A 13,100-nucleotide genomic window follows, 5' to 3' on the forward strand; every position below is an offset into this window, starting at 1 on the left:
CGGTCAAAGGCCAAGGGTCAATTTGGCAATAATATTCTTCTGCACTTCGTTGGACCCGCCGTAGATCGAGATCTTGCGCCAGTCCAGATAGTGCGGCGCCAATGCGTTGAGCAATCGTCCATTGGCCGTGTCGATGTCGGCGTCACCTTCCAGTGCCTCGGGCACGAAGGGCACCGCATAAGGCCCGGCACACTCCATGATCAGCTCGGTCAGGCGTTGCTGTATCTCCGAGCCCCGAATTTTCAACAGCGAGGCCTCAATGCCTTTGCCCTGCCCCTTCCCTTCCTGGTCGATCAAGCGCAGCAACGACCATTCATGGGCGAGCAGCTCCATCTCTATGGAAACGACCTTGTCGCGAAACCGCACGTCTTCGAGGAGAGGCCGGCCGTGTTTTTGGGTGCTGGCGGCGATTTCCTTGAGCCGTCGCATGAACCGTTTGCAATTGCCCAGGCCGGCAATGTTGGTGCGTTCATGACCGAGCAGGTATTTAGCAATGGCCCAGCCCTTGTGTTCTTCACCCACCAGGTTGTCCCGAGGCACCCGGACGTTGTCGAAGAACACTTCGTTCACGTCGTGGCCACCATCGAGCGTTTTGATCGGACGCACCTGAATTCCAGGGGTGGACATGTCGATAAGCAAGAAGGAAATGCCCTCCTGCTGGCGGCCTTCGCTGTGCGTACGGACCAGGCAAAAAATCCAGTTCGCCCACTGCGCGAACGATGTCCATATCTTCTGGCCATTGACCAGATAGCTGTCGCCACTGACCTCGGCCCGGCAACGCAGTGCCGACAAATCGGAACCTGCGCCCGGCTCCGAGTAGCCTTGGCACCACCAGTCGCTCATATCCAGAATACGCGGCAGGAAACGCGCCTGCTGCTGCGGTGTGCCGAATTTTTGCAGCACCGGTGCGACCATGGACAACCCGAACGGCATTTGTCTTGGCGCACCTGCCGTGAAGCATTCTTCGTCAAAGATGTTGCGCTGCGCAGCCGTCCAGCCCGCGCCGCCAAAGGCAGCCGGCCAACCCGGTGCCCCCCACCCCTGCTGGTGCAGGATGCGCTGCCAACGCACATAATCCTCGCGGCCCAGGTGTTGAAAATTCAACACCCGATCACGGATGTCCGTCGGCAGTTCGCGCTCTACGAATGCACGCACTTGCAGGCGAAAAGTCTGATCTTCGGCGCTTTCACGAAAGTCCATCGGCCCATACTCCTCAATCGATCTCGATCAAACCGTTGTTCAGCACCACAGTGTCGCGACTGTCGATCCGCGCCCGCAGGTGCACCCGACCGCCCTCGCCGCTCCAAAACTGGAAGCGCAGCGTTTCACCTGGGTAGACAGGCGAGGTAAAACGCGCGGCCAAGCGCTTGAGCCGCGATGCTTCGCCATCGGCACAGCACTTGATCGCGGCGAAAGCCGCCATGCCGTAGGTGGCCAGGCCATGCAGGATCGGCTGTTTGAAACCCGCACGTGACGCCACCTCAGGATCGGCATGCAACGGGTTGGCATCGCCGGACAACCTGTAGATCAGCGCGGCCTGGGTAGGCGACAAGAGTTCATATTCAAAATCAGGCGCGCGATCCGGCACCGCCGGCAGGCTCTCTGGCGGTTCGTCACTGGCGCCGCCTTGCGCCGTATAACCACCATCACCACGCAGGAAGGACACCTGGCGCGTCTGGGCGATGCGCTCGCCACTGCCTGCGTCGATAATGTCGCGCAGCAGTTCGACGATGGCACCCTTGCCTTCACCCTTATCGCAGACTCGATTGACACGGGTACGGCTGATCACCGTTGCGTTGGTCGGCATCGGCAGAAACCAGCGGGTATCCTGCTCTCCATGAACAAGTTTGAGGTAGTTCACGCCGGTGTCAGGGTTGGTCATCCATGGCTTGGGCCAAGCGATTGCCGCCGCGAGCGTCGGCACCGATTGCAACTCTTTTTCATAGGTGAACCGCAGCTGGACGGGGTCCATTGGATCACCACCCACCCCGAGGCCGAGAGCGTAAAGAATGGTGTCGCGCTCCGTATAGCTGCGCGTGACCTCTTCGATAGGCCAGTGCTTGACGCGTTCATAGTTCAACATGGGGATCGCTCGCAGTTGGTGTCGGGCTCGCCCCAACGACAGCATCGATGGGGCTTGATGGCATTCAGCTCAGATGGGTTCCCAGCTGTAGACGTCGTGAGTCTGATGCAAGGGCAGGAAGCTTGAGCGCAGCGCGGGTATGGCGTGCTCGGCCACGTCGCGCGGGGTCCAGCCATTGTCACGGTGTACGGAACGGGTAACGCGCGGCTGGCTGACCAGCATGATTTCGTTGGCACGTACGTAGAAGATCTGGCCCGACACATCCTTGGCCTGGTCGGAGGCCAGGAACACCGCCAACGGCGCTTGACGCGAGGGGTGCATCATTCGCTCCATACGCTCGGCCTGCAGCTTTTTCTCTGGCGTGTCAGTGGGGACCGCGCCGATCATCCGGCTCCAGGCCGCTGGCGAGATACAGTTGGACCGCACGCCGAAATTGGCCATGTCCAGAGCGATCGCCTTGGACATGCCGACGATGCCCATCTTGGCCGCCGCGTAATTGACCTGACCGATGTTCCCGACCAGGCCAGTGTTGGACGTCATATGGATGTAGTTGCCCGAGCCCTGCGCGCGGAAATGCGGGGCGGCGGCGCGGGCCATGAAGAACGAACCATTGAGGTGCACATTGAGCACCGCCATCCATTCCTGCTCGTCCATTTTGTGGAACATGCGGTCACGCAGGATGCCGGCATTGTTCACCACGGTGTCGATCTGGCCGAACGTATCCATCGCGGTTTGCACGATTCGATGGGCCGAATCCCAACCCGCCACGCTATCGGTGCTGGCCACCGCTTCGCCACCCGCGGCCTTGATTTCATCGACCACACGCTGCGCAGGGCCTGCGTCCTGGCCTTCGCCATGAACCGAAGAACCCAGGTCGTTGACCACCAAGCGGGCACCTTCAGACGCCATTGCCAATGCAATGGCTCGACCAATACCGTTACCGGCACCGGTGACGACCACGACTTTACCTTCAACCATTCCACTCATAACGGATTCCTCTTGTTGTTAGATTGGACCACTGCCCCGCAGGAGCCCGTGGTCGCGAGTATTCAGAATTTATCGTCCGGGAACTGCGGTGGGCGCTTCTCCATAAAACTGGCGATGCCCTCCTTGTAGTCTTCCCCTTGATTGGCGATCGGCATATCGAGGCCGGCGCTCATCACCGCCTCATGACACGTCTGGAACGGCACCTCCCACAACTGCTGCTTCATGATGCGCATCGAGCGCGGCGAGCAGTTCTGCGCCAGGTCACGGGCGTAGGCATAGGTGTGAGCAACCAATTCATCGGCAGGCACTGCGAGGTTTACCAGGCCCATGCGCTCGGCCTCGCGGCCCTTGATCTTGCGTCCCGACAACAGCAGGTCCAGGGCATGCGCCTGGCCGACATGGTGTTCCAGGATCCAGGCCATGCCGTACTCGGCCGTCAGGCCACGACGGGCGAACGCTGTCGTGATCGTGGCGTCTTGCGCGGCAAACCGGATGTCGCAGAACAGTGCGTGGATAAGACCGATTCCCACTGTCGCGCCATTGAGCATGGCGATCACGGGTTTGGGAATGGCCGGGTAATAAGAGCATCGGGTCTGCCAATCGGCGCGCTTGCGCATGTCGAAAGGCCGCGGCAGCTTGGTCATCAACCCGTTCGGGTCGCCGCCAAAGCTATTGATGTCACCGCCCGCGCAGAAGGCCTTGCCGGCACCGGTGAAGACGATCACTCGCACGCCCGGGTCCGCACCCGCCGCTTGCATCGCGTCGTACACCTCCGTCGCCACCTGGTCATTCCAGCTGTTGAGCTGGTCCGGCCGGTTGATGGCGATGGTGGCGATGCGATCCTTGATTTCGTAGAGAATGCTCTCGTAGCTCATTCCAACCTCCTCAGAACGACCGCGGCAGACCGAGAATGTGCTCGGCCACGTAGGAAAGGATCAGGTTGGTGGAGATCGGTGCCACCTGGTACAAGCGGGTCTCGCGGAATTTTCGTTCCACGTCGTACTCGCAGGCGAAGCCGAAACCCCCATGGGTCTGCAAGCAGGCGTTCGCCGCCTTCCACGAAGAAGTCGCAGCCAAGTGTTTGGCCATGTTGGCCTCGGCGCCGCACGGCTGGTGAGCGTCGAAGAGTTCGCAGGCACGGTAGCGCATCAGGTCCGCAGCACGGATGTCCATGTAGGCTTCGGCGATGGGGAACTGGATACCCTGGTTTTTCCCGATCGGCCGATCGAACACCACGCGGTCGTTAGCGTAGCGCGTGGCACGGTCGACAAACCAGTAACCGTCGCCGATGCATTCTGCCGCAATCAGCGTGCGCTCGGCATTGAGCCCGTCGAGGATGTACTTGAAACCCTGCCCTTCTTCGCCGATCAGGTTTTCTTCCGGGATCTCCAGGTTGTCGAAAAACAGCTCGTTGGTCTCGTGGTTGACCATATTCGGAATGGGCCGCACATCGAGCCCTTTGCCAATGGCGTCATGCAAGTTGACCAGGAAGCACGACAAGCCCTCGGATTTCTTTTTCACATCGGCCAGCGGCGTGGTGCGAGCCAACAGAATCATCAAGTCCGAGTGCTGGACGCGAGAAATCCATACCTTCTGCCCGTTGACGACATAGCGATCACCTTTCTTTACAGCGGTGGTGCGCATCTTGGTGGTGTCGGTACCCGTGGTGGGTTCCGTCACCGCCATGGACTGCAGGCGCAACTCGCCACTGGCGATCCTGGGCAGGTACTGGCGCTTCTGCGCTTCGGAGCCGTTTCGCAGCAACGTGTTCATGTTGTACATCTGACCGTGGCAGAACCCCGAGTTGCCGCCATTGCGGTTGATCTCTTCCATGATCACCGACGCCTCGGTCAGTCCCAACCCCGAGCCGCCATACTCTTCCGGGATCAGCGCGGCCATCCAGCCCGCCTTGGTCAGGGAGTCGACAAACGCTTCCGGGTAAGTGCGCGCATGATCGATCTGGCGCCAGTATTCATCCGGAAACTCTGAGCACAGGCTGCGCAGGGAGTCACGCAGTTCGCGGTACGGGTCGTTTGCGTCATGTTTCATAGGATTCTCTCGTCGATTCAGGCGTCAGCGGCGATCAGTCCGCCGTCGCGCGCCAGCTGGGCTAGATGGTGGTCGGCATCGCCGAACAGGATTTCGATCATGGACAGGCGCCGCATGAAATGGCCCACCCGACATTCTTCGGTCACGCCGATGCCGCCATGCAGTTGCACGGCCTGCTGCGCCACGAAGCGCGCCGATCGGTTGATCTGCACTTTGGCCGCGGCGATGGCACGGCGACGCTCGAGCACGTCTTCTTCGTTGACCATCATGCTGGCGTAATAGGCCATACTGCGCGCTTGTTCGATCATCACCAGCATGTCCACCGCACTGTGCTGCAGCACCTGGAACGAGCCGATGAGCACGCCGAACTGCTTGCGCAGCTTCAGGTATTCCACAGTCATGTCGAAAGCCTGCTGCATCGCGCCGACGGCTTCAGCGCACAAGGCCGCAATGGCACCGTCGACGGCTTTTTCGATCAGCGGCAACGCCTGGCCGGACGTACCGAGCAGCGCCACCAACGGAACACGCACGCCATCCAGAGTGATGTCCGCGGCGCGCAAGCGGTCCTGGGTTTGATAACCCCTGCAACTCACGCCGACAGCCTTGGCGTCGACGACGAACAAGGCGATGCCATCGGGATCGCACCGCTCGCCGCTGACGCGAGCTGACACGATCAACTGGTCGGCGCAGTCGCCATGCAGCACGAAGCGCTTGCAACCATCGATGACCCAGTGATCCCGATCGCGGCGGGCACGGGTGTCGACGTCGCCCAGGTCATAGCGGGCTTGTGCTTCGCTGTGAGCGAATGCCAGGAGCCGTTCTCCGGCAATGAGGGGCGGCAGTATTTCGGCGCGCTGTTCTTCGTCGGCGGCGCTGGCCACCAGGCCGCCGGCCAACACCACACTTGCCAGATAGGGCTCCAGCAGCAAGCCACGGCCCACCGCCTCCATGACGATCATGGTTTCAGCGGGACCGCCTGCGAAACCACCGTCAGCCTCGGCAAACGGCAGGCCGAGCAGGCCCAGTTCGGCGTAGCTGGCCCAGAGCTCACGACTCCAGCCATCGGCCTCGCCCAAGTAACGCGCGCGCTGTTCAAAGCCATAGCGGTCGGCGACCAGACGGTCGACCGCATCCTTGATCATGCGCTGTTCTTCATTGAAATCGAAATTCATACTTAAAGTCCGAGCAGAGTTTTGGCCAGGATGTTGTGCTGGATTTCGTTGGAGCCCCCTACGATGGAGACGTGGCGTACCCAGTAGTAATTCGGCGCGATAGTGCGTGCCCAATCATCGTCGTGCTGCACCTCACGTTCACCCGTGACGAAAGCGTGGTCATATTCCAGGGCGTTGTACCCGGCGACCTCCATCAGTAGTTCTGTGGCTGCCTGCTGCAACTCCGAACCTTTCATCTTGAGAATGGAGCTTCTCGGATCCGGGCTGTGGCCGAACTTGTCGCTGTCGGCAATGACACGCATCTGCGTCATTTCCAATGCCTTGAGCTCGATTTCCAGGGCTGCGACGCGCTCGCGGAAGCGCGGCTGGTCTGCCAGTACGCCATCGCCGGCGGGCGTCTTGCGCGCCAATTGCTTGGCCCGGCGTACGCGGAATTTGGACAGGCCGACACGGGCGATTCCTCCCCGTTCGCTACCCAGCAGGAACTTGGCGACGTCCCAGCCCCGGTTTTCTTCGCCGATCAGATTACTCACCGGGATACGCACGTTATCGAGGAACATCTCGTTGGTTTCGTGATGTCCATCCAGGGTAACGATCGGGCGAATGGAAATGCCGGGCGTTTTCATGTCCATCAACACAAAGCTGATGCCCTGCTGCTTCTTCGCCGTGGCGTCGGTGCGCACGAGGATGAAACACCAATCGGCATGATGGGCAGTGGACGTCCAGAGCTTCTGACCGTTGACCACATAATGGTCGCCATCGCGCACCGCGCTGGTTCGCAAAGAGGCCAGGTCCGAGCCCGCGCCAGGCTCCGAGAAGCCCTGACAGAACCAGTAATCCATGTTCGCGACGCGTGGCAGAAAGTGCTCTTTCTGTTGCTGCGTGCCGAAGGCGATGAGCACCGGTCCGATCATGTTCATATTGAAGGAGATCGGCTCGGGCGCGGGCGCCATGTGCAGCTCCTCCTTGAAGATGTAATGCTGCGTGGCGCTCCAGGCCTGCCCGCCCCATTCCGGGGCCCAGGCCGGGCATGACCAGCCCTTGGCATTGAGAATCTGCACCCAATTGACCATTTCCTCCTTGGAGAGGCGCTGGCCATATTCGACCTTGCGCCGGATCGAAGCAGGCACGGCATTCTTCAGAAAATCCCTGACCTCATCGCGAAATGCCAGTTCTTCCGGTGTGAATCGCAATTCCATGGAGTTTCCTCAATCAATGATGCCGCATTCACGCAATTGGGCGACCCGATCCGGGGCGAACCAGGCGGACAACGCGGTATCGGTGTTCGACGGTGTGATGGGCTGGGGTGCAAAGGGGGTTTGCGGGACGCTGCGCGAGAAACGGGGTGCAGGCGCAGGCTGAGTCACGCCGTCAACCTCGATGAAGGTTCCCCGTGCGCGCAGATGCGGATGGTCGGCGGCCTCAGTAAAACTCAAGACCCCGGCAGCACAGGCATCACTGGCCTCCAGCAAAGCGACCCATTCGTCCCGGGTGCGGCTGCTGAAACGTGCGGCGAGCACCTGCTTGGCATTGGCCCAGGCGGAGCGATCCATCTGCTCTCCCAACAGATGCGGGTCCAGATCCATGAGGCGCAGCAGCTCGTCGTAAAACTTGCTTTCGATGGGGCCCACACTGATGAATTTGCCATCGGAGCAAGCATAACAATCGTAGAAAGGCGAACCGCTGTCGGTGATGTTGGTCCCGCGCCCCTCCTTCCAGATGCCAGCGGCCATCATGCCGAAGAACGTGGTTGCCAGGTGCGCAGTGCCGTCCACGATCGCCGCATCGACTACCTGACCCTTGCCTGAGCTTTTAGCCTCAAGGATGCCGGCCAGCAGACCGAGTGCCAGGTACAACGATCCGCCCGCGTAGTCACCCAGCAGGTTCAGCGGGATAGTCGGCGGCTGGCCTTCACGGCCAATGGCATCGAGTACGCCGGTGAGTGCCAGATAGTTGAGATCGTGACCCGCATATTTAGCCATCGGGCCCTGCTGGCCCCAGCCGGTCATTCGGCCATAAATCAGACGCGGGTTACGGGCCAGACACTCCTCCGGCCCCAGGCCCAGGCGTTCAGTGACGCCAGGACGGAATCCCTCTATCAGGGCATCTGCCTGCTCTACCAACTGCAGTACCGTCTCCACACCCGCCGGATCCTTGAGATCGACGGCAATCGCGTAGCGGTTACGCAGCAGGGTGTTGTACTGCAACGGACGCTCGATACCGAGCTTGGCAGGTTGCTTGCGGTCGACACGAATGACGGTCGCCCCCAGGTCGGCCAGTAACATCGCGCACATCGGACCCGGGCCAATGCCGGCCAGCTCGACGATTTTGATTCCCGCCAGTGGACCACCCATGTCATGTACGCCCTTTGCCGCGCATGGCTTGCCACTGGTCTTCGTTCCAGTCCTGCATGGCACGGAAACTCGGCCCGCCCACACCTTGCATCCAGCGCCCTCCATCCATCACGATCATTTCGCCGTTGATATAGGCGGAGCCCTCACTGGCCAGATAGCTGTACAGATCCGCCAATTCGCGATGGTCGCCGAAGCGGCGCAGCGGAACGCTCTTCTCCTGGGGTTCGACTTGCGAACCCGGTGGATAGAGCTGCTCCCAGGCACCCGGAGTGGGAAACAACCCGGGGGCAACACAATTAAGGCGGATGCCCTTGGGCCCCCATTCCACTGCCAGACTGCGGGTCATGGCCAGCACCCCTGCCTTGGCGGCTGCGCTGGGCGCCGTAAACGCCGATCCGGTCATGGCCGGGGTGGAGACCGTGCTGATGATATTGCCGGCACGCCCCTCGGCGATCCAGCGCTTGCCGGCGGCGATTGCACAATAGAAGCTACCGTGCAGGACGATGTCCAACACCGCATCCACCGCTCGCGGCGACAGCGTCTCGGTGCGCGCGATGAAATTGGCGGCCGCGTTGCACATCAGCACGTCCAGTGGCCCGCTGCGCCATACTTCTTCCATCATGGCCTCGACCGAGTCAGCGTCGCGCACATCGGCCTGCACGGTACTGACTCGCGCTGTCGGCAGCGCATCGCGGAACTCCTCAGCGGTAGCGTCCAGCACTTCCTTGCGCCGACCCGCAATGACCAACTCCGCGCCCAATTCCAGAAAACGTTGGCCGATGCTCTTGCCCAATCCGGTACCACCACCGGTAATCAGGATTTTTTTGCCTGCCAAAAGGTTGCTCGCAAACATGGTTCAATTCCCGCTGAAAGTCGGTTGACGTTTTTCCATGAAGGCCGCAACAGCCTCCTGGTGATCCTGGGTCTGGCGGGTCAGCGGGTTGAGATCCACCTCGCGGCGCCATGCGGCCTCGATGCTGTCGCCGCCACGCACCAGCGATGACTTGAGCAAGGCCAGGGTGACTGGCGGCAACGCTGCCAGGTGCTGAGCTCGAGCCACAGCCGCTTCCAGGGCTTCGCCTGGTGCGACGACCTGATTGAAGAGGCCGAATTGCCCCGCCTGGATGCCATCGAAAGGTTCTGCACCCAGCATCAGCTCGCGAGCCTTGCTTGCACCGACTTTCTGTGGAAGGGTCCACAACAGGCCTGTATCGGGTATCAGGCCGACCTTGACGAAGACGCAGGCCAGCTTGGCCGCTTCGCTACCGACCGCCAGGTCACAGGCGGCGGCCAACGAAATGCCGGCGCCCATGCAGTTGCCCTCCACGGCCGCTACCACCGGTTTGTCTCCGGTGAACAGCAATCGAAACAGGCGCACACCGATGCTGATGCGCTCACGCATCTGCAGCAACGAAGGCGACACGGTAGTCATTTCGGACAAGTCGCCGCCGGCACAGAAATGTCCGCCGGCACCGGTCAGCACGATGGCACGGCAGCTGTCGTCCTGGTGGTGCAGCCGGTGGAAGGTTTCCAGCAGTGCCAAACGCATGTTCAACGAGAAGGCGTTGCGTCGTTCGGGGTAATTCATGGTGACGATTGCCACGCTGCCCCGATGTTCTACCTGGACGATGTCGCTGTGTTGAGTCATCACAGGTTCCTTATTGGCCAGTGAATACAGGGGAGCGCTTTTCGAGGAAGGCGTTGGCTGCCTCGAGGTGGTCACTCGATTGGCGCAACAGCGGCTGGAAGTCGATCTCGGCACGCAGTGCGGCGTCCATGTCATCGGACGAGAACGTCAACGCCGTTTTGGTCAATGCCACGCCAAGCGGTGGCAGCTTGGCCAGGGTCTTGGCGTAGTCGATGGCCGCGCTCAATGCCTGCCCCGGCTCGACAACCCGGTTAGCCAGGCCGATACGCCCCGCTTCGACGCCGTCGATTTCACGCGCCAGTGACAGCAACTCGCGGGCTTTGGCCGGGCCAATCTTCTTGGGCAGCGTCCACAGCACGCCGGTATCGGGAATCAGTCCGATACGCAGAAACGCCGCGCAAAACCTAGCGCTCGATGCCACCACCAGATAGTCGCTCGCCACCGCCAGCGAAAGACCGGCACCAAAAGCCACGCCCTCCACTGCAGTCACGACAGGTTTCGGCCCCCCGAGCAAATCACGCACCACTTCACAGGACTCTTCGAGTATTTCCCGACTCTGCGACACGGTTCGCTTGGTCATTTCGGAGATATCGGCGCCGGCGCTGAATTGCCCGCCCGCACCGGTCAGGACGATGGCACGTGACTCGGGGTCAGCGACCATGAGCCGATGCACCGTGTCGCGCAACGCAAGGCGCATCTGGCGGCCCATCGCATTACGCCGTCCGGGATTATTCAGGGTGATGATCGCCACTTCGCCATCGCGGGTGACTTGAATACGTTCGTCGGTATGTTCGGACATTGCGCTCTCCTCAATTGCCAACGAATACAGCAGGACGTTTTTCCATGAAGGCTTTGGCGGCCTCCTGATGGTCCTGGCTGCGACGCATGATCGGCTGCAGGTTCACCTCGGTTTCGATCGCCTGATCGAGCGAACCAATGCCGTTGGCCAGTGCAGCTTTCAGGTGTGCGAGCGCCAACGGCGGCATGAGCGCATATTGGCGGGCGATGTCGACGGCGGCCTGACGGGTTTCGCCCGATGGTGCCAATTGGTTTGCAAATCCGATGCGCAGCGCTTGCTCGCCGTTGAACTCGTCAGCGGTAAGCATCAACTCACGCGCCTTGGCGGCACCGACTCTCTGGGCGAGCGACCAGAAAAGACCGGTATCAGGCATCAGGCCAACCTTCACGAATGCGCAGGCATAACGTGTATCGGGCGCACAGACCACGTAATCGCTGGCCGCGGCCAAAGAAACCCCCGCACCCATGGCGAACCCTTCGACCGCGGCGATCACAGCCTTGGGCCCTTCGACCAGCAGGCGGAAGATATTCAGCGGCAAAAGGTTACGTTCACGGTATTGCATCACCGTGCGTTCCTTCATCTCGGAAATGTCGCCGCCGGCGCAGAAGACGCCGTTGGCGCCGGTCAGGACGATGGCCCGGCAAGAGCCGTCCTCATACATCAGCCGGTAAAGGACCTCATACAGGGTTTCGCGCATTTTCAGCGAGAACGCATTACGTCGCTGCGGGTAGTTGAGGGTCACAACGGCAACGCCGTCAGACTGCTCGACCTGAACGATTGAATCGGTAATGGTCGGCTCCTGGCTCACAGCGTGTCCTCCGTACCAAGAATCAACGTCGCCTGGCTGGACAACACGCCGCCATTGCCGTGGGCAATCGCGAGCCTGGCCTGCGGCACTTGGCGCGCGCCGCATTGGCCCATCAACTGCTGGGTGGCCTCGACCATGGTGAACAGGCCATACATGCCGGGATGGACGCACGAGAGTCCACCGCCATTGGTATTGACTGCCAGTTGTCCGCCGGGGGCAATGGCGCCTCCTGACACGAATCGACCGCCTTCGCCTTTCGGACAGAACCCCAGGTCTTCGAGAAACAGGATCGGGTTGATGGTGAACGCGTCGTACAGCATAACGACATCGATGTCCGCGGGGCCGACGCCCGCCATGGCATAGGCACGCTGCCCGGATTCACGGGCGGCGGTGACGGTCAGGTCGGCCATCGAAGCAATCTCACGGTGTGAAGTGGCCGAACCTGCGCCCAACAGATAAGCCGGTCGGGCAACCAGGTCACGGGCCCGGTCGGCTCGGACCATGACTACAGCCGCAGCACCATCGGTGACCAGGCAGCAGTCACGCACGGTCAACGGATCGGACACCATTCGCGCATTCAACACATCATCGATGCTCAAGGGATCGCGCATATAAGCGTCCGGATTGAGCTGTGCCCATTTACGCGCTGCAACAGCGACTTCGGCGAGCTGCTCGCGCGTGGTGCCGTACTGATGCATGTGCCTGGCGGCGGCCAGCGCGTACGAAGACACCGGATTCATCGGCCGGTACGGGGTTTCCCAAGGCGATGGGCGCGACGATTGCACCAGCTTGCCGGATGAGCTTTTCTGGTTGCTGCCATAGGCAATGAGAGCTACATCGATCTGCCCTGCAGCCAGAGCCATTGCAGCGGTGTGGGCGTAAATCTGAAACGCCGATCCACCGGTACGGTTGTTGTCGGTAAAGCGCGGATGGATACCCAGATATTCCGAGAAGGTCAGGCCGGAGAGCATGTCGTCGGGTACGCTGACGAACAGTCCATCCACATCCGCTGGCGTCAACCCCACCTGTGCCAGTGCGCGAACGCTGGCCGCTGCTGCCAGGTCCATGGATGACAGACCAGGGGCTTCGCCCATCCCATAAGTGGCGCCCGCCACAATGGCCGTTTGTCCACGTAGACTTTGATTCATTAGTTTCCTGCCTTTGTTGTTATGGCTGCAGGTTTGCAATTATTTGTGCACC

Annotated in this window: 13 protein-coding genes; all 13 read right to left on the reverse strand. The window is 61.0% G+C overall.

Going from position 1 to position 13,100, the window contains the following annotated elements:
* Positions 1-3 precede the first annotated feature (3 nt).
* On the reverse strand, positions 4-1,200 hold the full coding sequence (locus tag ABH909_RS19790; protein WP_429385604.1) for an acyl-CoA dehydrogenase family protein: 1,197 nt from the start codon (positions 1,198-1,200) through the stop codon (positions 4-6).
* Between the two features lie 13 nt (positions 1,201-1,213).
* Positions 1,214-2,083, reverse strand: coding sequence for a MaoC/PaaZ C-terminal domain-containing protein (locus ABH909_RS19795; RefSeq protein WP_429385602.1), 870 nt, complete (start codon positions 2,081-2,083; stop codon positions 1,214-1,216).
* Between the two features lie 69 nt (positions 2,084-2,152).
* Complete coding sequence (locus ABH909_RS19800; RefSeq protein ID WP_429385600.1) at positions 2,153-3,070, reverse strand: SDR family NAD(P)-dependent oxidoreductase; 918 nt, start codon at positions 3,068-3,070, stop codon at positions 2,153-2,155.
* A gap of 62 nt (positions 3,071-3,132) precedes the next feature.
* Positions 3,133-3,945, reverse strand: a complete 813-nt coding sequence (locus ABH909_RS19805) for an enoyl-CoA hydratase (RefSeq protein ID WP_429385599.1) — start codon at positions 3,943-3,945, stop codon at positions 3,133-3,135.
* A 10-nt stretch (positions 3,946-3,955) separates the two neighbouring features.
* Entirely contained in the window at positions 3,956-5,119 is a 1,164-nt protein-coding gene (locus ABH909_RS19810) for an acyl-CoA dehydrogenase family protein (RefSeq protein ID WP_429385597.1), read from the reverse strand.
* A 17-nt stretch (positions 5,120-5,136) separates the two neighbouring features.
* Positions 5,137-6,291, reverse strand: a complete 1,155-nt coding sequence (locus tag ABH909_RS19815) for an acyl-CoA dehydrogenase family protein (protein WP_429385596.1) — start codon at positions 6,289-6,291, stop codon at positions 5,137-5,139.
* A gap of 2 nt (positions 6,292-6,293) precedes the next feature.
* Positions 6,294-7,490, reverse strand: coding sequence for an acyl-CoA dehydrogenase family protein (locus ABH909_RS19820; RefSeq protein WP_429385595.1), 1,197 nt, complete (start codon positions 7,488-7,490; stop codon positions 6,294-6,296).
* 9 nt (positions 7,491-7,499) lie between these two features.
* Complete coding sequence (locus tag ABH909_RS19825) at positions 7,500-8,645, reverse strand: CaiB/BaiF CoA transferase family protein (RefSeq protein WP_429385593.1); 1,146 nt, start codon at positions 8,643-8,645, stop codon at positions 7,500-7,502.
* Between the two features lies 1 nt (position 8,646).
* The gene (locus ABH909_RS19830) at positions 8,647-9,498 is read right to left on the reverse strand and encodes an SDR family oxidoreductase (RefSeq protein WP_429436292.1); all 852 of its coding nucleotides are present in this window, start codon (positions 9,496-9,498) and stop codon (positions 8,647-8,649) included.
* A 3-nt stretch (positions 9,499-9,501) separates the two neighbouring features.
* Positions 9,502-10,293 carry an enoyl-CoA hydratase/isomerase family protein gene (locus tag ABH909_RS19835; protein ID WP_429385589.1) on the reverse strand — a complete coding sequence of 264 codons (792 nt, stop codon included), beginning with the start codon at positions 10,291-10,293 and terminating at the stop codon, positions 9,502-9,504.
* A gap of 10 nt (positions 10,294-10,303) precedes the next feature.
* The gene (locus ABH909_RS19840) at positions 10,304-11,092 is read right to left on the reverse strand and encodes an enoyl-CoA hydratase/isomerase family protein (RefSeq protein WP_429385587.1); all 789 of its coding nucleotides are present in this window, start codon (positions 11,090-11,092) and stop codon (positions 10,304-10,306) included.
* A gap of 10 nt (positions 11,093-11,102) precedes the next feature.
* On the reverse strand, positions 11,103-11,900 hold the full coding sequence (locus ABH909_RS19845; protein WP_429385585.1) for an enoyl-CoA hydratase/isomerase family protein: 798 nt from the start codon (positions 11,898-11,900) through the stop codon (positions 11,103-11,105).
* The gene (locus tag ABH909_RS19850; RefSeq protein ID WP_429385583.1) at positions 11,897-13,048 is read right to left on the reverse strand and encodes a thiolase; all 1,152 of its coding nucleotides are present in this window, start codon (positions 13,046-13,048) and stop codon (positions 11,897-11,899) included. The genes ABH909_RS19845 and ABH909_RS19850 overlap by 4 nt, the downstream gene beginning before the upstream one ends.
* Between the last annotated feature and the right edge of the window lie 52 nt (positions 13,049-13,100).

It is taken from the genome of Pseudomonas sp. BS3782 TE3695 (genome assembly GCF_050435305.1).
In the GTDB taxonomy this organism is placed as follows: Bacteria; Pseudomonadota; Gammaproteobacteria; order Pseudomonadales; family Pseudomonadaceae; genus Aquipseudomonas.